Origin of the sequence: Fictibacillus phosphorivorans (assembly GCF_001629705.1) — a bacterium.
In the GTDB taxonomy this organism is placed as follows: domain Bacteria; phylum Bacillota; class Bacilli; order Bacillales; family Fictibacillaceae; genus Fictibacillus; species Fictibacillus phosphorivorans_A.
The window spans coordinates 3,076,631-3,097,635 of sequence record NZ_CP015378.1; the positions used below are offsets into that span (position 1 = coordinate 3,076,631).

Genomic DNA, 21,005 nt, shown 5'->3' on the forward strand with positions numbered 1-21,005 from the left:
AATTCATATGAACTTGTCAATACGAAGAAGAGTGCGACTGATGCTTTTCATCAGTTTAGCCGGAATGGTACTATTACTTGCATTTATAGGATTATTTTTATGGCAGAACACCCATATGGAAGAAGAAAGAGATTCCGTACAACTAACGTTACGTTCTAGTAATGATATTCAAAGTACGTTTAACGAAGTGCGTAAACTTGAACAGGAGTATTTAAGAGACCCTAGTAAAGAGTCTAAAGAAAAGGTACTTACTTCTTTAAGTGACTTACAAAAGGAAACAAGTAGAGTAGCAAAAGAAACGAACAGTTCTTCATTAAAAGGCATCGAAAAAGACTTGTCTGCTTATCAAACATCATTTAATTCTGCCACTAGTCTTACAACTCAACTTAACGCATTAAAGCAGATGATGACAGAAACATCTAATACTTTTTATGCTTCTGTAAAAGCCATGAACGACCAAGCTTTATTGATCACTCTCTTACAGATGCAGACGTACGAAAAAGAAGTTCATATTCAATATGACAGCACAACCGTTAAGAACTTTAAAGAAAGTGCTCAAACGTTTGATCGAATGTTAGATGAAAAAAATCTACCAGCTGATCAGTTGTCTACTTTTAAATCAAATTTATTAAAATATACAACTTCCGCAGATTCGATCCAATCGATCACAAAGAAAATTGAAGATGATATTTCAACTTTTGAAAAGATTGCAAATGTTGTTGATCAATCAACGAAAGATGCAGAGAGTAATTTGGAGAAAGAAAATGCCGAACTAATGAAAAACCAAAAATCAGTTAAGTTTTGGCTGACGATCAGTTTAATAGGATTGAGTATCGTGATTCTATCCATATTAAGCGTGATTGGTGTTTGGCTATTACGCTCTATCCAATCTTCTATCTCCGTTCTAAAAGAAGGTGCTTCCATCATTGGTAATGGCGATCTCTCTTACCGTGTAGAGACGAATTCTAAGGATGAAATGGGAGAATTAGCTCAAACCTTCAATCGTATGGCCGAAAAAATGCAAAAATCCATGATCGAAGTGAAAGATGCGGCTGAGAAACTTACGAGTTCCTCTCAAAACTTAGCTGCTGTATCAGAAGAAACGACTGCACAAAGTGATGAAGTAACAGAAGCCATCTCACAAGTAGCAACAGGAGCTCAGAGTCAGGCTGATCACCTGCAAGAATGTACACTTCTTCTTTCGGATGTGACCGGATATATTAAAGAAACAGCTTTGATCAGCGATGAGATCGCTTCAGATGCCGTTCAAGCTGAAAACGATGGAAAAGCAGGATCGAATATCGTTCATCAACTAAATACACATTCTGAGAACTTTTTAGAATTAGCTCAAAGCCTGATCTCAGAGATTCAAGATGCGAGTAAGCAATCCAAGCAGATCAATTCTATTGTTGAAACGATTCAAGAGATAGCTGGCAGTACAGATCTTCTTGCATTAAATGCGGCTATAGAATCAGCAAGAGCTGGCGAAGCAGGAAGAGGTTTTTCAGTTGTTGCCAGTGAAGTCAGAAAGCTTGCAGAGCGTTCTAAGAATGAAGCGCTAAGGATTCAACAGCTTGTGAAATCAATGACGAATCAGATGGAATTGTTATCAAAAGAAACGGTGCGATTTGAACAATATCGAGTGGATCAAGTTGAATCTGTGCAACAGACAGAAAAAGCGTTCTCGAGCATCATTCAAAATGTTTCTCAAATTAACGGAAGAATTTCTCAAGTTAAAGGTGCGATCGGGCGAGTTGAATCTGCTAATGAAAATTTATCTGAAAAGCTCTTTGAAGTAAGTGCAATCTCTGAAGAATCTGTTGCTACAAGTGAACAAGTTAGCGCTTCGAGCATTCACCAAAAAGAAGCCATCCACCAAGTAAACGTTGCTGCGACAGAACTGCAAGAAATAGCACTTACCTTGCAAGACGAAGTAGATCAATTTTCTTTAGGAGAGAGAGATTCATTCGTTTCTCATAAAGAAATAGACTTAAGTGATACTTATCATGAAGCTGCAGCTACTAGAGATGAAAGTGATATGGAAGAGTTTGAATATCATGTTGATGAAGATCATCATGGAGAAGATCTTGAAACTGAGACAGATTCATCTTCTGAATCCCACGTTCACGAAGAGGAACTAGATAATGACACAGAGTCTGTTCGATCTCTAGTTGATGAACTGAAAAAGGAAGATTAATTCTAAAACCCGGTGATCGTTCACCGGGTTTTAATAATTACCACTCAATTGCGTGTACTTTCTATGTTCTTTATACGTTTTTGAAAAAAAGTGGCTCCATGTGCCATCCTGTTTTGCAACAAAGTAATAATAATCATGCTTTTCTGGATTTGCTGCTGCTTTTATTGAGGCTAGATCCGGATTTGAGATAGGTCCTGGTGGCAACCCCTTATTAAGATACGTATTGTACGGACTTTTGATTTTGAGGTCTTTTCTTCTTAACGTAGCTTTCGGCCTTTCAAGTAAGTACTGAACGGTGGAGCACGACTGTAGTTTCTTACCTTCTTTTAACCTATTCTCAAAAACACCAGCTATTTTTCGCTTCTCTTCATTCAATAGAGCTTCTTTCTCGATAATAGACGCTAATGTAAGCATTTCATAAGGTGTTTGATCCGTTTTAATTGTTATCTTTGATGTTTCATGAAGGAGTCTTTCCGTCATTTGATGAATGACTTCATCATCTTTCATATTCTTTTCAAAATAATAGGTGTCTGGAAAAAGAAGTCCTTCCACAGCAAACTTTGTATTTGATTTTTTAACTTCTTTATTTACACCTAATTTTTCTTGCTGCTTCTCAGTTAGCGTGTCCCATGATTTTGCTGCATGAAGAAATTGCTTTCTATCCACAATTCCCAACTTGTTCAATCGATCGGCAATCTCTAATACAGTCAGTCCCTCTGAAACGATCACTTCTATAGCTTCTGTTTCATTTTCCAATGTAGATAGATCTTGAAGAATATCATTATATCCTTTTCCCTGTTTGATCGTGTGTTCTCCTCTGACAATCTTGCTTTGCTTGCCTGTAACAGTTGCATAAACCGAAAATAAAAAAGAACTTTTAATAAATTCCTTATCTTTTAAATGCTTAGATATCGTATTTAAGTTACTGTTTTCTCTGATTACAAAGACCCTTTCTGCAGTACCTTCCGGTGGTGACATTTGATATACGGTCCACAGAACAGACATTGTGATAAGGATAACAAAAACGATCAACACTCTTTTGATGTTTATATTCAAAGTTAAATCCGCCTTACGTTTTTTGCTTCTAATTTTCCCTGATTACTTTTTATTCATACAAAAAGGCTGTTAGGTAAGGTTTAAAAAACCTCTCTAACAACCTTTAAGATTAAAAGATACTTTTGTGATGATATCGCTCACACGAACTATTTATTTTCATTGTAGACGTATTGTCCTAAAAGGATGGTTGCAATATGCAAGAACATCTCACTTCGAGACAGCATACCGCTAGTGAAAACACCAATCGCTCCATCTTTTTTTCTAATTTCAGGATCTTTTGTCCATTCACCCATCAATGTGCCTAATTCCTTACCCTGCTTAAGACCTGTTACGATCAATGACGGTAGCAAGATACGAGCTCCTGCAGCTGAATAGACGTTCCCCTCATGGTCCGCTACCGCTCCCCAGTTGCACAGATACATACCATCTTCCATCTCCATGACTCCACCTTCAAAGCCAATGCCGATCTCCGCCCCTTGCTTCACACAATCTTTAGCACGGTTGATAGCCCCAATCTTGGTTTCTTCATCAGAAAAAGGCTGAGCAGAAACTAATGAATCTGAAGAGTAAGATACGAGTTCTGCTTCTTCAAAATACTTAACAAAAGGCTGAGTTGCTTTAATCTTTGCAGGGTTATGTGATCCGATTCCAATTATCATCCTACGTTCATCCTCAGCTGTTTTCTAAGATCGTTTTTAATGTGGTTTCATCTGCTGTTTTAACAAGTTTTATAAGCAATTCTTTTGCAGCAGCATAATCGTCTACATGTATCATAGAAGCATGCGTATGAATATAACGAGAACAGATCCCGATCACTGCAGAAGGCACACCGTTTCCGGAGATGTGTACACTTCCTGCATCTGTTCCCCCTTGTGAAATGAAGTATTGGTAGGGAATCTTATGCGTTTCAGCAGTGTCTAGGATATATTCTCTCATACCACGATGAGTTACCATCGTTCTATCTAAAATTCTTAACAACGCACCTTTTCCAAGTTGCCCAAACTCACTCTTATCCCCCATCATGTCATTCGCTGGACTTGCATCTAATGCTAAGAATAGATCAGGTTGAATTAAGTTCGCTGCTGTTTTGGACCCTCTAAGCCCTACTTCTTCTTGAACCGTAGCACCGCTATACAATTCGTTAGGCAACGTTTCATCCTTTAATTCTTTTAATAGTTCGATCGCTAATCCCACACCATAACGATTATCCCATGCTTTCGCCATGATTTTCTTCGGATTGGCCATTGGTGTAAACGGACAGATTGGAACGATTTGCTGCCCCGGTCTTACACCCAGGTTATGAACTTCTTGATCGTTATCTGCACCAATATCTATGTACATATTCTTAATACCCATCGGTCTGTTACGCTGCTCTTCAGAAAGAAGATGAGGTGGAGTTGAGCCGATTATACCAGTAATAACATCACCATTATCTGTGTAAATATTTACACGTTGAGCTAATAGAACTTGGCTCCACCAGCCACCCAACTCTTGAAATTTTAGCATACCGTTTTTCGTAACCTTCGTAACCATGAAACCAACTTCATCCATATGCCCCGCTACCATAATCTTTGGACCATTCCCTTTTTTGACACCAAAGATGCTACCAAGCCCATCTTGAATGATTTCATCTGACACGGGTTCGATCTCTTTTCGGACAAACTTACGAACATCTCTTTCAAAACCTGGAGCACCAGGCAGTTCAGTCAATGTTTTAAACAAGTCGAGTGTTTCTTTATTCATATAAAAACAACCCCTTCTAATTAGTCACATGTACATTTTTATTGTACACCTAATAAGAAGGGGTTTTCTATACTTATGAAAGTTCTAGATTTCGTAAGCGATCGGATCAACTGCTCCAGCTTCGTTAAAACCTTTTAAACGTAATACACAGCTGTCACATTTTCCGCATGCTGCCTCTTTCCCATTGTAGCAAGAAGTTGTTAAATCATACGGCACTTCAAGAGAAAGACCTTTTTCAATCGTCTCCTTTTTAGATAAAGAGATCAATGGTGTTTCAACTGAAATGTTTTTTCCTGTTACACCTGCTTTTGTTGCTAGATTGATCGTTTCTTCCATACTCTGAATGAATTCTGGACGGCAATCTGGATAGCCGCTATAGTCGACCGCTGAAACACCTGTATAAACAGCGGTAGCTCCGATTACTTCGGCATAAGCGCTTGCGAGTGATAAGAAAATCATGTTTCTAGCAGGTACATAGGTTACAGGGATCCCTTCTTCTGCCTCAGTTGGAACTTCTACCTTTTCATCGGTTAGTGCACTTCCACCAATATCTTTTAAGAAGGTAAGATCGACAATTCTATGATCTGCTACACCATAATACTTACCGACTTCAATCGCTTGCTCAACTTCTCGATTATGACGTTGCCCATAGTGAAAAGTGATCGGGTACAGGTCATATCCCTCCGCTTTTGCGATACCCATGCAAGTTGTACTATCAAGTCCTCCGCTTAAAACAATAACCGCTTTTTTATTCATGGTTAAACCCCTCTCTCTTCTGGATGCCAGATTACTTTATGAAGTTGAAGACTGAGCTTTGCATTTGGTAGTGGATTCTTTAATAAAAGTTCCACTAGACGCCTCGGAGGCATGCTCTCCCAAACAGGGCTTACTGAGATCTGACCATTTCTGTAATGTTCAGAGACCACTTGTTTCGTTATCTCAAAATCGTTCTCTGACCCCACAACAAATTTGATCTCGTCTTGATGCTGAAGCTCTTTGAAGTTATCCATGTGCATTCTGTCCATCTCACCAGAAGCTGGGAGCTTATAATCCATCACGAATCTCATCTTTTTTTGTAGATCATGGTGAGAGTTGCGCAATTGCTCAAATGGCTGTAAATCGATAGCTCCATTCGTTTCAATATGAATATCTACAATATGATCCAAGTCAGCCATCGCTAAAAGTAGAGCCGCTGATTTTTCTCGATGAATTAACGGCTCACCACCTGTAAAACAGATTCTTTGTGATCGGTACGATTTAATCGTATTTACGATCTCTTCTATCGTTGCTTCAAACTCTGGTTTAGCTGGTGCATAACTGTAGGTCGTATCACACCATGTGCAACGAAGATTGCAGTGAAAAACACGTACAAACACCGTTGGGTACCCTGCTTGTAGCCCTTCACCTTCAACCGTTTCAAAGATTTCTACCATAGGAATTTTCCAGTTTTTCCAAACGTCTTTAGATGGCAGATCAAACATCTCTTTCCACCATCCATTCTCTTTTCATTACCGCATAGCTTGTAGGTGTCTCGTACAGTTTAAGCTCTTCTAACCTGTGACCTTGTTCACTTAGTCCTCTGTTGTTAAGTTCACTATCAATTTGTTCCCAAATCCAAACGACCATATTTTCTGCGGTCGTATTCATCGGGGGAAGAACTTCATTTAAATATTGATGATCTAATTTGCTGTCAATAGCTGATTTAAAAATCTCTTTTATCTCTCCAAAATCAACGGCAATGCCGATTGCATTCACAAAGCCACTCATGGTGATCACGAGTTTGTATGTGTGACCGTGGAGATTTTTACATTTTCCTTCATAACAATGCAGATGATGAGCTGCATCAAACGTAAATTCTTTGCAAACAGCAACTCTCTTATTATGGTACTTTAATTGTTCGCTCTGAATATCACGACCAAGTATTTGAACATCTTTTGGAATTTTATAAGTCATTCCTGTTCATCCTTTCGAGTGGAGCACGAAAACAAAAAAACTCTGCTAAAAACGCAGAGAGTGTAAATGTTCATTCTTCACGCTCCCTAGTTTTGTTTTAAGAGGGGTGGGAATTTCGAACCCTCCAACATTATCAAATGTATCTTATCAAAAAAGCCCAAGAAAAAGAAGGCTTTTCTTTGATATACTAGGGAAGAAGAAATGATAAGATATTGAAAATGAACTTACATAAGGTGGGAATACGTATGAATTGGAGAAACCTGATTCTAGCAGGCCTTACAGGTGCCGCAATCGGTTATGTTGTTACAAAAAAGCAGACAGAGACCATCACACCCGAAAAAGCGTTAAAACAGTTGAAAGAAAAAGCAAGTGAGCATTACAGAATCTCTGGAGCTTGGATCATGGTTAAAGCAGAGGAAAAGAACGTACATGGCCTTCCATACTCTGTTTATAAAGGTGGTTTTTCAAGCTCATCACCTGGAACAGAAGCTTCTCATTTCGAATTTTTACTTGATGCTTCAACCGGAAGTCTGCTGCAGCTCATTCAAAAATAAAGGCTGTTTTTTAGATTTTTTTGCTTTAGGAAGTGTTGATTACTTTCTATTTCAATCAACTTTTAAAGATGACATGGAGTTAAAAGTAATCACTATTTAGAAAAGAAGCGTTTAGAAAAGAAACAAACATATAAGTAAAAAGCCCTTAGGTCAACTTTTCCTAAGGGCTTTCTTATAAAAATTTTTCTTATAAAATTAGCGATATAGTTTTGTTTGGTCGTAAAGGTTGTTGTCGATCTTAAATTTCGTAGTAAGATATTGACGTTTTTCCCAAACCGTTAAGATGAATAATGGAACGATAATCAAAACGAATAATAAAGCAGTAACAACGATCCAGTCCATATGTGTTCCAAGATCAGACTCGTGTGCTTTTTTATAATCTTTAATTTGAGAATTTGCTTTAGCTACAGCAGCTTCAGCTAAAAGCTCATTTTTGTCAGCATCATAGAACACAACTTCTGTGTGATCAAAGTAAAAGATGTTGTCTCTAACCGTATCGTAGTTAGCGATTGCAACTGTAACTTCAGATGCATCTAATTTCGAATCTTGGTTTGGATAAGTTTCAATGTCTGTTAATGTGAGTGAACCCTTTTTTAAATCCTTATGCTTACTTTCAATTCCCTTTTCAATGGTCTTTTTCATTTCATCTGTAGCTTGCTCTGCAGATGCGAAAGTACCAATGGACAAAAACAGTGCTAGAACGGTAAAAATGGCAACTAACTGTTTTTTCATTTTAAATCCCCTCTCATTTCACCTTTAAGTGTTTAAGATATAAATAAAGTTCATCATGACATGCCTCTCATATTTTAACATATACTGTCGATTTCGACATTCACTTGAAAATGGAAAATATGTGACGTTTTTTCTACATTTTTGGTGAGCGTGGTACTCTTTCTAACAATTCACCGTTCTTATCCCACTTAACAGCACGATAAATACAATCATGATAAAAGAAATACCATGTGTCAGGCTTAATCCATTTCTGTTTTTGGAAGATAGAAGTCATAGGATAATCATCATAGGCTAGCACCCACAATGGGTTATGATGAGCGTGAGTAGGCATGATATCACCGATGTGATAAATTTTTTCATCATTCTCTATTGTTATTTCGATCAGTGAATGGCCATCACTGTGCCCACCTGTATGAACCATTTTGATCCCTTTTATAACCTCTACCTCTTCTTTAAACGTCTTTACTTGTTCTTGGATAGGTTCCCAATTTTCTTTCCAATATGTATTCTGAGACCTGACATTTGGATTTTTCAGCTCATTCCATTCTGTTTCAGAAGTGTAAATAACAGCGTTTTCAAAAACAGGCACTAACTGATCATCTTCCCATCTCGTTAAGCCAGAGGCATGATCAAAATGCATATGAGTCATTAGAATAATATCAATATCAGCTGTTGTTAAACCTTCTTTTTCTAAACTTTTTTCAATAAGCGACTCTTCGGTTACTCCATAATTTCTCTTTTGTTTGTCAGTTAATTTCCCAAAACCGATTCCAGACTCGATCAATATGTTCTTTCCTTCATACCCTTGAACAAGGATAGGCTCTGTTCTCAGTTCGATCTGATTCTTCTCGTTAACAGGGTATTTTCTTTCCCACAAAGGCTTTGGAACAACTCCAAACATAGCTCCACCATCCATATGTGTAACCCCGCCATCCAACCAGGTTAAGGTCTTCGTTCCAATTTTCCACTGATCCATATTTTTTCTCCTTTCTATTTCGATCTCTCTACAAGTGTATCATAAGAAACAGAGATCGGATGAAAAGAAAAACCCAAGCGTATGCTTGGGTTTTTATGAACGAAATTGCGCTTCCATGCGGTAGATTCGAAATCCTTTTTCAGAGAATTTTTTTTCATATTCTGTCATAATGTTATCTTCCATATCACTCTTATGAAGATCAAGACTTACAAGATTGAAGAACATTCCATAAGTTGACATACTATGAAGTGAATATTCGAACAACCCTTGATTATCAGTCTTGAAATGAATTTCACCCGGCTTCTTTAATACCGTCTCATATCTCTTAAGAAAACTCTCATGAGTTAATCTTCTTTTTGCATGTTTAGATTTTGGCCAAGGATCTGAGAAATTAAGATAAACACGTTCTATTTCTCCTGGCTCAAAATAATCAAGCAAATGTGAAGCATCTGCTCTAATCAGTTTAACATTTGGTTTTTCGTCTTCAAGTATTCGGTCCAGCGCAGTAATGATGATGCTATCATAGAGCTCCATACCTAAATAATTTATATTAGGATTTTGTTTACCCATCCCATTAATAAATTGCCCTTTACCTGTTCCGACTTCAATATGGATCGGGTTATCATTACCAAAAAAAGCATGCCACTTCCCTTTCATCTTTTCAGGTTCAACTGAAACATATTTAGGGTTTTCAATTAATTTTTCTTTAGCCCAAGGCTTAAATCGTTGACGCATATTTTCTCCCCACTTTTCACACTTTTATAAACGATATTATTTACTTTCATATAAGTTTTGAACGAAGGATATTTTTATAACAGAATCCATAAGCTATGCAATGAAAGGATGTGTAGCAAAAATGCCATTAAATCACAACGATCAATTGCATATTATCAGAGATCTTCTTCAAGACCATTATACCGATTGTGCTGGTTCACCATCCGAATGTGCTCAATTAGAACGTCTTGCTGCACATTTATTGGAGAACGGTGCTGTTCATGAAGAAGTTCGAAACATCTTGTCCAACATTAATGAATATAGCCATACTGGCTTCTCACATCAGCATCTAGAAGAGCATATAACGAATCATCGCTCACACTTGGAATCATGGATCAACACGATTCAAACTCATCATCCATATTAAGACACTATTCCCTAGGAAATAGTGTCAGATAATCATGTATATTGTCAGAGTTAGATGGAACCCGCAAGTTTCTTAATACTTTCTGCAAAATGGGCAGTCTCTTTAGACTGTCCTTTTTCTTTATACCAGAAAAAAGAACTTATCGTTTGTGCCAAAACATACCAATGCATTCTTCTTTCTAAATCATCATTAAGTGTTTCTCCATAGATTTCGAGCCATTCTTCCCATTTTTCATACGGGATATAACTATAGAGAAGCATTCCTAGATCCAGAGCAGGATCAGCGATCATTGCCCCGTCCCAATCGATCAAGTATAATTCATCCGATTCACTCAGCAGCCAATTGTTATGATTAACATCACAATGACATACGACTAAATTATCCACTTCAACCTCAGAGGCAGTCTCCATTAGATAAGCGAAGGAATCATTGATGATTTCTAAATAATCTTTTTCTTTACGCATTTGCAATTGAATATCGTTTAAAAGGTCAACAGGCGTTAATCTTTTCTTCTCAAGGCGATTCATCATCCCAAGCAGCTCTTGCGATCGGTGAATTTTTGACAGAAGTTCTGCTACATTCTCACTTTTCATATCCGCTGCTTTCAGTTCACGTCCATTTAGCCATTGTTGAGCTGTGATTACATCTCCATTACCTAACCTTTTTGTCCATAAAAGTTTAGGTACAATTCCTTCTGCAGAAAGAACAGCTAAAAACGGAGAAGAATTACGCTTTAAAAACAGTTTTTGGTTCCCATATTCAGCTATATATGCTTCTCCCGTTGCTCCGCCAGCAGGGGAAACCTGCCAATCTTCTCCCAAAATCTGTTCCAAAATGTTCACCTTCTTGTCTAGTTAAGAAATCCGTTTTTTATTAGTTGTTCGTTCAAAAAATAATAGCTTTTCCGTATCGAATTCATTTACTGCGAAGTCATTATTTTAACACAAAATATCAAGAAAAGCACTTGATTCTTGATTCTTACAATCCTAAACAGAATATAACAAAGAAAAAGATAACGGTTTTAATCTATATTGCTCTTCGTTTAGAGCTCGATGACAGACTTTTTCACCCTCTATCGCTATCGTCCATCTCTTCTCTTCGATAGGGATAAAAATCTGTTTTGTGGTTTGGTTAAAAAGCAATAAAGCATTGGTCCAAAAGGAAGCATCCTCTTTTATATCGGTAGTCGGAAGGTTCAATTCAAATCCTAGACCGCCCTCTGGTACTTTCCATTCCGAAAGCACTGTTGAACTTTCATGAAAAAGAGGCTGTGTTTTCCTTATTCTAATCAGCTGTTTGAAATAATCAACTTCTTTATAAAAAGACTCACATCGCTTCCAGTCAAACGCATTGATGCTGTCTGGAAGGTTATAGCTGTTCTCCGCGCCATTCTTTGTTCGAAAACATTCTTGCCCCGCATGAATGAATGGTACACCTTGTGCAAAGAGCGTAAACGCTAGAGCAAGCTGTTGTCTTTTTCTTCGTGTGAATTCATCTTCAAAGGGATGTCGAATGGACAATAGGTCAAACAATGTATGATTATCGTGACATTCTGAATAATTAATGCTTTGCTCAGCTTTTAAAAAGGTATCATGTTGGCCCGCATAACCTCTCATCACCTGCTTCATATGACTTTTGATTCGGGCATCCTGATTACCATTAATAAACCCGCTCTGACCATCAGGAAAGATACTCCCTTTAACATGGTCACGAAACGCATCATTAAAAAAAGAATAGGATGGCAACTTCTTAGCAGATGATAGAGTAGCTTTATTCTCTGGTTCTAAATTCGTATTTAAGTCCCAACCTTCTCCGAGCAAGAATACGCCAGGATTCAAAGATTTTAGTTTTTCAGCTGCCAGGTTCATCGTTTCAACATCATGAATCCCCATCAGATCGAACCGAAACCCATCCACTTTATATTCACTCATCCAATACGTTAACGCATCTAAGATGAACTTGCGCATCATTTTCCTTTCAGAAGCTGTATCATTTCCTACACCCGTTCCATTAACCGGTTTTCCGCCTTCATCAAAACGAAAATAATAACCAGGAACGAGCTTCTCAAATGGCGATTCTTCTCTCTTATATACATGGTTGTAAACCACATCTAATATAACAGAGAGCCCATTTTGTTGAAGAGTGTGTATCAACGTTTTTAATTCTTTTATTCTACAGATCGGATCATAAGGATCTGTAGAATACGAGCCTTCAGGGGAAAAGAATTGAACCGGATCATATCCCCAGTTGTACGCTGAATCAGGTGTTGTCTCATCAACGCTTCCAAAGTCTGCTACGGGCAACAATTGAACGTGAGTAATCCCGAGTCTTTTTAAGTAATCCAATCCGGTATGAAACCCATTGGATGTTTTTGTTCCTCGTTCTGTTAATCCTAAATATTTCCCTTTATTCACGACGCCACTATCAGAATGAATCGTTAAATCCCGAACATGAAGTTCGTAAATAATACTGTCTGTTTTTGAACGAAGATTTATCTTTTTTTCTGATCGATTCCATCCTTCAGGATCTGTTTCAGGAAGATGGATAACCACCGAATGTATACCATTTGCAGTAACAGATTTAGCATAAGGGTCGGTTGTTTCTACCCATTCATGATTTACGTTTACGACAAACAGATATTCTGTAAGATGGTGATCTCCTTCAAGCGTAACTTGCCAAACTCCATTTTCAGTCCGCGACATTTTTTGTTCTAAAAAGGTATCAGATTGTCGAGGTTTATACTTTACTTTCATTGCAAAGGCTACAGGTGACCAAACTTTAAACGTTGTACGCTCAGGTGTGTAAATGGCTCCAAGACTTGTATCATCATAATAGAGGCTATCGAACTTTGCTGTACGCACAATGCTACCGATCATTAAAGGAATCCTTGATTCATTAAAAGTAACCCAATATCGGTTTTTTAGATCAATCGGTATTCTCGATCTGCATTTATAGATCACTAGATCATCATAATATTCTTGTTTATCAATGGTTAGTGGTTGCAATACCTTCTTATCATCTACCAATGAAAGTGACGGGATGATTGGAAAGGGCTTATTCACTACAATCGTTATCATAGAAAAATCATCAAGATATGCCGAAATTGAAATATGATCAACTTTCATGGAGTTCACCTCTTTTTATCGCTATTACATCATATTGAACGTAAAATGAATGTGTTATTCGTTTATATAAAAAAGAGGCCAATCCTAAAAGTGGATTCCTTTAGGCAGCCTCACACGCTCGGCGAAGATAACTAAAAAATCTATTGATCTTCACTCTGCATTTAAATACTTATTCTTCATTATTCTCCCTGCAATAACGATCGCTGCATAAAAGACGATCGGCACTATAATGCCAATCATTAGCTGATCATTGGTTACATCTAAGATCCATTTCTTTAAACCAGACTTCTTTTCGATCAACATCACCCAAAGGAAAGCAAAAAGTGCTATATTAAAAAAATCTGTCCATTTCATTTTTTATTCCCCACTCATTTTATGAATTTATATTTTCACTGAAACTGATTCCGGTTGAACGTTAATACGTACCGGAGTGGTACCTCTATATTCACCATCAGCATGAATCGCTACCGAGCGACGTGTGGTAACCTCAATCTCTTTCCCTTTAAACTGTGAGACTCCTTGTACGTTAACATGGCCACCCCAAAAAACAGAAACAAAAAGCAACAATAGTTTAAAAAGGGATAGATCATGTACCACACAAACATCTAAGATTCCATCTTTAAACTTAGCCGATGGACAAATTTTCATACCCCCTCCGTAATAGGGCATGTTACCAACAGCTACAAGCCAGACATTGTTAAACGCATGTTCTTGTCCATCGATTCTAACATTCATTGAATCAGGTACATAAAACTTTAAAACCTTAAACAAAGTAATAACATACGCAAGTGATCCTAGTTTAAGCTTATGAAAATACTTTTTGTAAGTCGCTTCATTTGTAAACTTTGCAACTTCACCATCTAAACCGATACCAACCGCACTAATAAAAGATTGGATCTTATTGCTTCTTCCTACCAGTTCAATGTTACCAGAATCAGTTCTGGCGATTCGATTGCGCTTCAAATAGAGAAGTTGTTTCTTTAGCCCTTTAACATCTTTCGTTAAGACCCGAACAATATCGTTACCAGAGCCACCTGATATAAACCCTAAAGGTATACTAGGGTTTTCTCTCATCCCGTTTAGAACCTCGTGGATCGTACCATCTCCACCTACAGCTATAACAGCTTTAATATCCTCTTTGTTTATGTATGTAATTTTCTTCGCAATTTCAGTAGCATGACCGCTAAACTCTGTATAAAACGTTCTATAGCTTATCTTTTCCTCGTCCATTGCCTTTTTTAATTGATCAAATGTATGAATCGCTTTTGTGTTATTTGCGTTGATGATGAAGAAATATTTTTTCATTCAGTGCGTCCTCGATTATTATTTTTAAAAGTAATTCGACAAAATCTCTCAAATACCTTCAAAATGAAATTCAGACTCACTCGTTAACGGATCTTTTCTGTATAGAGAGTTCGTCACACATGATTTCAGGAGATCTGACACAAACTTTAATTGCTGACCTTTTATGGGTGCTGGATTTTGTTGTAGCTGGGTATGCCAATCTGTAAAATTACGTTTATCTATGTAACTTACCTTTCTCCAGTCACTCGTAAAATCTATGAATGCATGGGGTGCGACAATGCATGGTTTAATAGATAACTGTTTTTGATAAGGTTCCAAAGCTTCTCTTACGATAGACTGCATACGTTCGAGCCGAATAAAGGGACTCAAGGCAGTTTCTCTCTCCTCATGTCGAACATTTTTCCAGAAACGTTTGTTTTCAGCTTCTTGCCAAATTCCTTCCCCATTCATCCAAACAATCAGCCATACCTCTGTAGGGCCAACTAAGATAATATTTAGTTCCACACCTGTATTTTTAACTCGAATGACAGGTTCATAGAACAAAAAGTAGTTATCCGGAATTTCTTGAATGAGTAACTTTAGTGTCTCATTCTGTAAATATTTTTTATCCCAGTTCGAGATTTCTTTCACAGTAGACGTCGCCCAATTCATCTGATGATGAAATAACTTCTCGCGAAATTCTTGATGATTTAGCTTGAGATGATCTGTTCCGTTTTGTTGTTGATATGCTTTCCATCGATTTTCTTTAATTCGCATAAATAACGATTGATAGTGATATAAATTGTTTTCGTACCTGGATACATAATCAAGTAATTTTACAAGCTGCGCCATTAGATCCCCTCTCTTTCATCTCTCTATATCGAATAAGAGTGTATAACTTGGTATTTCGGCTGTTTCTCTATATGCGTTTCATAAAGAACAAATTGATCTGCTTGGAATCGAATGTTTTCACCATATTGTTTCCACCATTTCTGAGAGTCCACCAAATGATGAACTGACTCTATATGTTTACGTGCAAGCGTTATATGCGGTGAGTATGGTCTTTTATCGAGTTGAAAACCTACCGTTTCACATACATAAGCCACTTGTTTTTGCAGAGTATATAAACAGTGCTCTTCTTCAACACCTGCCCAAAAAATTCTTGGATGATGTTCATTTCCGAAAAAACCAAAATGGTTTACAGAAAGAGAAAAAGGGCTCTCTTTTTTACTCATCATTCTTTCGTTTAGTAACTCATGAAGTGTTTCAATCTTCACTGATGAAGCAGCACCTAGAAAAGCTAAAGTGATGTGATAGTCATCAGGATGTACCCATGTTTTAAAATGATGTTCGTTACTTAACGTATTACAGATGTTTGCAAGCTTTGTTTTCGTCTCATCAGGAAGCTTGACTGCCAAAAAATAATGTCTTTGCATATTTTTCACACACCTTCATTTATATTATCAAAGATTAGATGAATTCATCTGCTTTTTTCATACGTGACTTATTTGTTATAATTGGTACAGCAAGAAAAAGGAGTGCAATTTATGAGAGTTGTTACGAATATCGCAGATTTAATCGGTGACACACCTATCGTAAAGTTAAACCGCCTTCCTCATCAAGAGGGAGCCGATGTATATGTGAAACTAGAGTATTACAATCCTAGCCGGAGCCTGAAGGACCGTGCTGCATATAATATGATTATTGATGCAGAACAAAAAGGGCTCTTAAAAGAAGGGTCTACCATTATCGAACCCACTTCCGGAAATACTGGTATCGGACTCGCTATGAATGCGGCCGCTAGAGGTTATTCTTCCATAATTGTGATGCCTGATACAATGACAGAAGAAAGAATTAATCTATTAAAAGCGTATGGAGCAAAAGTAGTACTGACTCCCGGTGATGAAAAGATGCCTGGAGCGATTAAAAAGGCACGAGAACTTGCGGAAGAAATTCCAAACAGCTATATGCCCATGCAGTTTGAAAATCCTTCAAATCCTGATGCACACAGAGGAAGTACAGCAATTGAGATTAAAGAAGCCATTGAAGAGTTGAAGAAGCCCTTTACCGCTTTTATCGCACCTGCTGGTACAGGAGGAACGATTACTGGAACGGGTGAACAGCTTAAAACGTTTTTCCCGGATTTAACTGTACATGTTGTTGAACCTAAAGGGTCTCCTGTTCTTTCCGGGGGTAAGCCTGGAAAACATAAGCTTGTAGGAACGAGTCCTGGTTTCATCCCACCAATCTTAAATCAACAGGTCTATGATGAGATTGTTCAAGTGAACGATGAAGACGCGTATACGATCACGAGACGTCTAGCATCAGAAGAAGGCATCTTGGTCGGTCCATCTTCAGGAGCTGCTGTTTATGCAGCATTAAAAATTGCGGAGAAGCGCAAAAAAGGTGAAGTTGTAATCTGTATGACGTGTGATTCAGGAGAACGTTATTTATCGAGTGATCTGTTTCAGTTTGAATAAAAGACGAAAGCATCCCAACGTATCGGGATGCTTTTTTATACTTAGAAATTTTACAGAGATCGTTGAATCAATATTCGACCTTGCACTTCCATCTTTGTAAGGATTAAAACCATAATTAGTCCTATAAATGTTAGCACACCAAAAAATAAATACGTGTAAAAGATGGTGTATGTATCAAAGATTACTCCGCCTACAAACGTACAAAACCATGAGCCTAAGCCGTTTCCTACAGCTGTGTATAAGGAAACAGCTGTTGCACGTACTTCAACGGGTGTATATGTTCTCACATATTCCATAGCTGCTGGGATGAACAGACCCACTGAAAATCCTTGGATAACGGTTGTCATTAGTACGATTTGATACGATGGTTCAAAGAAATAAAACGTCCAACGAACAGCAGACACAGTCGCAGCAAAGACCATAATAGGCATCATTCCCCACCTTTTTATAGTGAGTCCTGCAAATTTCATAAATGGTGCTTCACTTCCTGCCGCGATCAAGAAGGCTAGTCCGACACCGGCTAAAGTCCCTCCTGTTTCTTGAATGTAAAATCCAAAGTAAAAATTATTAGCAAAAATAGGACCAAACACCAAGAACGTAGCGGAAAGGAAAACGAGATACGAAGGCATCCTAACTAATTGCCCAATCCCCTTCCGAAGATCTGTTCGGAGCGATTGATTATCTTTTGGCATCTTGATTACAAAGAACATACATAGAAGTAGAACAGAAGTAAACATATAGAAGATCACTTGAGTCCCTATAGAATCTGCAAGCCTGCCTGCTATAAATACAGCTATAGCAAATCCAATTGCTCCAAAAAGCCTATAATTTCCGTATTGCTTGTTCTCTTTTTGTACGTAATTTAAAAGAATGCTGTCTGAAACCGGAACTAAGGCACTCTGCATGAACGAAAAAGCAATAAGTATTCCGATCAACCAAAAATAAGACTCAAATAGATAGATGGTAAATCCTAAGCTCGCTGTTAGAATTAAAGAAAGAACTAAAACAGCCCTTGGACGTCTGGAGTAATCGGTAACTACACCCCATAGAGGCTGAGCAAAGATCATAACGACCGGACTGATCGACATTAATGTACCGATCTCTGTTCCACTGAGGCCGACTGAATCTTTAAAATAAACACCTAATAACGGAAATAAACTCCCTAGACCAAAAAAACTTAATAGGTAAAAGCCTTTTAGACTGATAGAGGTTTGATCGAACGAATTCTTCATGATGTACCCTCTCTTATATGCTATTTAGCTAGTTCGTATATGGCTTGTGCATAAATGGCAGAAGCGAGAAGTAAATCTTCTACAAACATATGTTCATCTTTTTGGTGAGCAACATCTTCTCTTCCTGGGAACAGTGCACCGAAAGCAACTCCTGTTTCCAACGACCTTGCATAAGTTCCTCCACCAATAGCCATCAATTCACCTTTATTGCCTGTTTGATCTTCGTATACTTTTTGAAGTGTTTTAATCAATGGGTGATTTTCTTCTACATAATTCGGTGGATTGTTTTCAATGATTCTAATCGTCCAATCATCTGTTTTAGCTCTGGTTGATAATGAATGTTCGATTTTTTTGCTATCATGTGTCACCGGATAGCGTATATTCAACCCTACTTTTGCACCTTCTGTTTCGTTATACGACAGGATTCCAGCATTAACCGTCAGCTTACCGCTTGCTTCATCTTCTGCAGCTATATTTAATTTATCACCTGTAAATTCACCCGTCAGCTCGTCCAACAACCTGAGAAACGATTTAGCGTTCCCAGTAAACGATAGAGAGTTCAAATATTCACCTAACGTAAGTCCAGCATTTTTACCCATTTCAGGTGTACTTCCGTGTGCGGATTTGCCTTTAACTTTTAGGGTTAGAACATCACTTTCGATTTGAGCAACGTATTCTACTCCAGATTTCTGTCCGAATGCTTCAAAAGATCGCTGTACTTCCTCTAAACCGGTTCCTTGGATTTTGGCTTCAGCATAATCTGGAACCATGTTTAAACGTTGACCTGATGTAAAGGATAGTAATTGAAGGCTATTTGCCTCTTCTTCTTGATCGTTCTTGAGACGAAACTCTACATCAAAGATTCCTTTTTCTGCAGAGATGATAGGAAAATCTGCATCAGGAGCAAATCCGATCGCCGGCATCTCTTCTTTCGTAAAATAATGTCTCACACATTGCCAGTTGCTCTCTTCATCACAACCAATGATCATGCGTACCCTTTTGGATAATGGAAGCTTTAATTCTTGGATAATCTTCATTCCATAAAAAGCTGCCATTGTAGGTCCTTTATCATCAATCGCACCACGCGCGAAAATCTTTCCGTCTTTAACTTCTGCTCCAAAAGGATCAAAAGACCAACCATCACCAGGAGGAACAACATCAACATGGCAAAGAACACCTACAATATCGTCTCCGTTTCCAATTTCGATGTGTCCTGCATATCCGTCTACATTTTTCACGGTCATTCCACTGTCTTTTCCAAGGTCTAACATATACGTTAACGCTTTTTCTATCTCTGGGCCAAAAGGAGCTCCTTCTCTTGCGTTTCCTTCATCAAGTAAACTGGGAATGCGTAATAACCCTTTTGTATCATCCAAAAGCTTTTTCTTTCTCATTTCAACTTGTTCTTTCCAATTGATCTGATTCATTACTTACATCCTTTCTAAATGTCATAGTCTTCGCTTGTCATACCTATATGATCGACTCGTATACATCTTTGCTGCAGATGATATAGAGGCGTGCATCATCAGGAATTGAATCGTTTAATTTCTTGTTTATTGAAAGATCGTTACCGTCAGCTATTAGTGTAGCACCTTGCTGCAACAAACTGTCAAAAGCATCTTTATAGGTTACCCATTCCGCTCTTTTACGAACTTCAAATAAATTTTCACCTTCTTTATGAGAAAGAAGTTGTGTATAGATCTCTGTGATACCTTTAGAAAACGCAGATCGTACAGCCATACGTGAAACGGTTTCATGACTTAAGACAAACTCATCTACTTTAGCATGCCTAAAGTTTTTAATATGTTCCTCTTTTTTGATCTCAACCGTACTATGTATATGAGGAGTTAAACGTTCAACCGAAGTAACGATCAACAATGTCTTTCCATCAGCAAGTGCTGAATCATGGATCGAGTCATCTGAAAACACAAGTACAGATTTGGCTTCTTTTAAATTAGCTTGTATGAGCGTTTCTTCAATCGATGGATCTCCTTGAATATAGTGAACATTTTGATGTGTGATCGGTGTTATAGTCAGATTATCAATAAGCACAACTTCTAGGTTAGGGTGTGTTTCGATAATCTCACTTACAGCATATTTTGCTTTTTCAGACCATCCTATAATTACAAAATGATTTCTTCCTTTGAAAGTCAATCTTCCTTCCTCCTTTCGTTTACGATGAGCACCTAATGCTTCTACCAGTTTTCCAATAGCCAGACCAGCAATACCGATACCGATCAAAAAGATGAAGATCGCATAGATTCTTCCTGCTGTGGATACCGGATAATAATCGCCATAACCGACCGTGGTAACGGTAGTCATTACATACCATAGGGCGTCAAACCATTTAGGGAATGTTTTTGGCTCTATAAGATGCATAACGACTGACGAAAAAATAACGATAAAAAAGGTAAATGAAAAAATTCCAAACTTATTTAAGACGATAAGTCTATTCATCAGCTTTTGTAAAATATACACCTCATCGCTCCTTACATTGTTTTTTAGTAACCTTATTATTGTACCTTATTCCCA

22 protein-coding genes are annotated in these 21,005 nt (G+C 37.8%); 4 read left to right on the forward strand and 18 right to left on the reverse strand.

Translation table 11 applies throughout. The features are described from left to right. The first annotated feature begins 7 nt into the window (after positions 1–7). Positions 8–2,197, forward strand: a complete 2,190-nt coding sequence (locus ABE65_RS15820) for a methyl-accepting chemotaxis protein (RefSeq protein WP_066396900.1) — start codon at positions 8–10, stop codon at positions 2,195–2,197. A 30-nt stretch (positions 2,198–2,227) separates the two neighbouring features. Here the strand turns inward: ABE65_RS15820 and mltG are convergent, their stop codons facing one another. The 6 genes from mltG to queD all read right to left on the reverse strand — a co-directional run bounded on the left by mltG (position 2,228) and on the right by queD (position 6,949). Continuing rightward, positions 2,228–3,253: an endolytic transglycosylase MltG gene (gene mltG / locus ABE65_RS15825; protein WP_066396902.1), complete on the reverse strand. Its 1,026-nt coding sequence runs from the start codon at positions 3,251–3,253 to the stop codon at positions 2,228–2,230. A 146-nt stretch (positions 3,254–3,399) separates the two neighbouring features. Then, entirely contained in the window at positions 3,400–3,912 is a 513-nt protein-coding gene (locus ABE65_RS15830) for a DUF84 family protein (protein ID WP_066396904.1), read from the reverse strand. Between the two features lie 13 nt (positions 3,913–3,925). Beyond that, positions 3,926–4,996 carry a M42 family metallopeptidase gene (locus tag ABE65_RS15835; protein WP_066396907.1) on the reverse strand — a complete coding sequence of 357 codons (1,071 nt, stop codon included), beginning with the start codon at positions 4,994–4,996 and terminating at the stop codon, positions 3,926–3,928. Positions 4,997–5,080: 84 nt separating this feature from the next. Next, entirely contained in the window at positions 5,081–5,752 is a 672-nt protein-coding gene (gene queC / locus ABE65_RS15840) for a 7-cyano-7-deazaguanine synthase QueC (protein ID WP_066396913.1), read from the reverse strand. A 2-nt stretch (positions 5,753–5,754) separates the two neighbouring features. Next, complete coding sequence (locus tag ABE65_RS15845; protein WP_066396915.1) at positions 5,755–6,477, reverse strand: 7-carboxy-7-deazaguanine synthase QueE; 723 nt, start codon at positions 6,475–6,477, stop codon at positions 5,755–5,757. Further along, positions 6,470–6,949 (reverse strand): 6-carboxytetrahydropterin synthase QueD, encoded by a 480-nt coding sequence (gene queD, locus ABE65_RS15850; RefSeq protein WP_066396918.1) that lies wholly within the window; start codon positions 6,947–6,949, stop codon positions 6,470–6,472. Before queD ends, ABE65_RS15845 begins: the two co-directional genes overlap by 8 nt. Positions 6,950–7,194: 245 nt before the next feature. On the opposite strand from queD, the gene ABE65_RS15855 reads away from it, so the two are divergent. Continuing rightward, entirely contained in the window at positions 7,195–7,503 is a 309-nt protein-coding gene (locus ABE65_RS15855; protein WP_066396921.1) for a PepSY domain-containing protein, read from the forward strand. A gap of 195 nt (positions 7,504–7,698) precedes the next feature. On the opposite strand, the gene ABE65_RS15860 is transcribed toward ABE65_RS15855, so the two are convergent. The 3 genes from ABE65_RS15860 to trmB all read right to left on the reverse strand — a co-directional run bounded on the left by ABE65_RS15860 (position 7,699) and on the right by trmB (position 9,946). After that, entirely contained in the window at positions 7,699–8,235 is a 537-nt protein-coding gene (locus ABE65_RS15860; RefSeq protein WP_066396923.1) for a hypothetical protein, read from the reverse strand. 133 nt (positions 8,236–8,368) lie between these two features. Then, the gene (locus ABE65_RS15865; RefSeq protein ID WP_066396925.1) at positions 8,369–9,211 is read right to left on the reverse strand and encodes a YtnP family quorum-quenching lactonase; all 843 of its coding nucleotides are present in this window, start codon (positions 9,209–9,211) and stop codon (positions 8,369–8,371) included. Between the two features lie 93 nt (positions 9,212–9,304). Then, a complete protein-coding gene (gene trmB, locus ABE65_RS15870; protein ID WP_066396927.1) occupies positions 9,305–9,946 on the reverse strand; it encodes a tRNA (guanosine(46)-N7)-methyltransferase TrmB in 642 nt (213 codons plus the stop codon). Between the two features lie 121 nt (positions 9,947–10,067). Between trmB and ABE65_RS15875 the strand changes: the two genes are divergently transcribed. Beyond that, a complete protein-coding gene (locus ABE65_RS15875) occupies positions 10,068–10,352 on the forward strand; it encodes a YtzH-like family protein (RefSeq protein WP_066396929.1) in 285 nt (94 codons plus the stop codon). A 50-nt stretch (positions 10,353–10,402) separates the two neighbouring features. Here ABE65_RS15875 and ABE65_RS15880 read toward each other — a convergent pair whose 3' ends face one another. From ABE65_RS15880 to thpR, 6 genes are all read right to left on the reverse strand, one after another. Beyond that, positions 10,403–11,185, reverse strand: a complete 783-nt coding sequence (locus tag ABE65_RS15880) for a phosphotransferase family protein (RefSeq protein ID WP_066396930.1) — start codon at positions 11,183–11,185, stop codon at positions 10,403–10,405. A 153-nt stretch (positions 11,186–11,338) separates the two neighbouring features. After that, positions 11,339–13,477: a type I pullulanase gene (pulA, locus tag ABE65_RS15885; protein WP_066396932.1), complete on the reverse strand. Its 2,139-nt coding sequence runs from the start codon at positions 13,475–13,477 to the stop codon at positions 11,339–11,341. Between the two features lie 150 nt (positions 13,478–13,627). Next, positions 13,628–13,831: a hypothetical protein gene (locus ABE65_RS15890; RefSeq protein WP_066396933.1), complete on the reverse strand. Its 204-nt coding sequence runs from the start codon at positions 13,829–13,831 to the stop codon at positions 13,628–13,630. 27 nt (positions 13,832–13,858) lie between these two features. Then, complete coding sequence (locus tag ABE65_RS15895; RefSeq protein ID WP_066396934.1) at positions 13,859–14,782, reverse strand: diacylglycerol/lipid kinase family protein; 924 nt, start codon at positions 14,780–14,782, stop codon at positions 13,859–13,861. Between the two features lie 48 nt (positions 14,783–14,830). Further along, positions 14,831–15,613, reverse strand: coding sequence for a hypothetical protein (locus tag ABE65_RS15900; protein WP_066396936.1), 783 nt, complete (start codon positions 15,611–15,613; stop codon positions 14,831–14,833). Between the two features lie 23 nt (positions 15,614–15,636). Continuing rightward, entirely contained in the window at positions 15,637–16,197 is a 561-nt protein-coding gene (gene thpR / locus ABE65_RS15905) for an RNA 2',3'-cyclic phosphodiesterase (protein ID WP_066396942.1), read from the reverse strand. A 111-nt stretch (positions 16,198–16,308) separates the two neighbouring features. Between thpR and cysK the strand changes: the two genes are divergently transcribed. Next, entirely contained in the window at positions 16,309–17,241 is a 933-nt protein-coding gene (gene cysK / locus ABE65_RS15910; RefSeq protein WP_066396943.1) for a cysteine synthase A, read from the forward strand. Positions 17,242–17,291: 50 nt separating this feature from the next. Here cysK and ABE65_RS15915 read toward each other — a convergent pair whose 3' ends face one another. From ABE65_RS15915 to ABE65_RS15925, 3 genes are read right to left on the reverse strand one after another with little or no spacing between them, the layout of a single operon-like run. Further along, positions 17,292–18,473, reverse strand: coding sequence for an MFS transporter (locus ABE65_RS15915; RefSeq protein WP_066396945.1), 1,182 nt, complete (start codon positions 18,471–18,473; stop codon positions 17,292–17,294). A gap of 20 nt (positions 18,474–18,493) precedes the next feature. Further along, on the reverse strand, positions 18,494–19,900 hold the full coding sequence (gene pepV / locus ABE65_RS15920; protein ID WP_066396946.1) for a dipeptidase PepV: 1,407 nt from the start codon (positions 19,898–19,900) through the stop codon (positions 18,494–18,496). Between the two features lie 43 nt (positions 19,901–19,943). After that, positions 19,944–20,951, reverse strand: a complete 1,008-nt coding sequence (locus tag ABE65_RS15925; RefSeq protein WP_066396948.1) for an ion channel — start codon at positions 20,949–20,951, stop codon at positions 19,944–19,946. Positions 20,952–21,005 lie beyond the last annotated feature (54 nt).

What these genes read in the sequence shown, in the direction of transcription:
- ABE65_RS15895 (WP_066396934.1), bottom strand. Translation starts at nt 14,782, where the DNA reads ATGAAAAAATATTTCTTCATCATCAACGCAAATAACACAAAAGCGATT.
- thpR (WP_066396942.1), bottom strand. Translation starts at nt 16,197, where the DNA reads ATGCAAAGACATTATTTTTTGGCAGTCAAGCTTCCTGATGAGACGAAA.
- ABE65_RS15830 (WP_066396904.1), bottom strand. Translation starts at nt 3,912, where the DNA reads ATGATAATTGGAATCGGATCACATAACCCTGCAAAGATTAAAGCAACT.
- ABE65_RS15875 (WP_066396929.1), top strand. Translation starts at nt 10,068, where the DNA reads ATGCCATTAAATCACAACGATCAATTGCATATTATCAGAGATCTTCTT.
- ABE65_RS15835 (WP_066396907.1), bottom strand. Translation starts at nt 4,996, where the DNA reads ATGAATAAAGAAACACTCGACTTGTTTAAAACATTGACTGAACTGCCT.
- pulA (WP_066396932.1), bottom strand. Translation starts at nt 13,477, where the DNA reads ATGAAAGTTGATCATATTTCAATTTCGGCATATCTTGATGATTTTTCT.
- ABE65_RS15860 (WP_066396923.1), bottom strand. Translation starts at nt 8,235, where the DNA reads ATGAAAAAACAGTTAGTTGCCATTTTTACCGTTCTAGCACTGTTTTTG.
- ABE65_RS15915 (WP_066396945.1), bottom strand. Translation starts at nt 18,473, where the DNA reads ATGAAGAATTCGTTCGATCAAACCTCTATCAGTCTAAAAGGCTTTTAC.
- ABE65_RS15865 (WP_066396925.1), bottom strand. Translation starts at nt 9,211, where the DNA reads ATGGATCAGTGGAAAATTGGAACGAAGACCTTAACCTGGTTGGATGGC.
- cysK (WP_066396943.1), top strand. Translation starts at nt 16,309, where the DNA reads ATGAGAGTTGTTACGAATATCGCAGATTTAATCGGTGACACACCTATC.
- pepV (WP_066396946.1), bottom strand. Translation starts at nt 19,900, where the DNA reads ATGAATCAGATCAATTGGAAAGAACAAGTTGAAATGAGAAAGAAAAAG.
- trmB (WP_066396927.1), bottom strand. Translation starts at nt 9,946, where the DNA reads ATGCGTCAACGATTTAAGCCTTGGGCTAAAGAAAAATTAATTGAAAAC.
- ABE65_RS15890 (WP_066396933.1), bottom strand. Translation starts at nt 13,831, where the DNA reads ATGAAATGGACAGATTTTTTTAATATAGCACTTTTTGCTTTCCTTTGG.
- ABE65_RS15855 (WP_066396921.1), top strand. Translation starts at nt 7,195, where the DNA reads ATGAATTGGAGAAACCTGATTCTAGCAGGCCTTACAGGTGCCGCAATC.
- ABE65_RS15820 (WP_066396900.1), top strand. Translation starts at nt 8, where the DNA reads ATGAACTTGTCAATACGAAGAAGAGTGCGACTGATGCTTTTCATCAGT.
- ABE65_RS15900 (WP_066396936.1), bottom strand. Translation starts at nt 15,613, where the DNA reads ATGGCGCAGCTTGTAAAATTACTTGATTATGTATCCAGGTACGAAAAC.
- ABE65_RS15845 (WP_066396915.1), bottom strand. Translation starts at nt 6,477, where the DNA reads ATGTTTGATCTGCCATCTAAAGACGTTTGGAAAAACTGGAAAATTCCT.
- queC (WP_066396913.1), bottom strand. Translation starts at nt 5,752, where the DNA reads ATGAATAAAAAAGCGGTTATTGTTTTAAGCGGAGGACTTGATAGTACA.
- queD (WP_066396918.1), bottom strand. Translation starts at nt 6,949, where the DNA reads ATGACTTATAAAATTCCAAAAGATGTTCAAATACTTGGTCGTGATATT.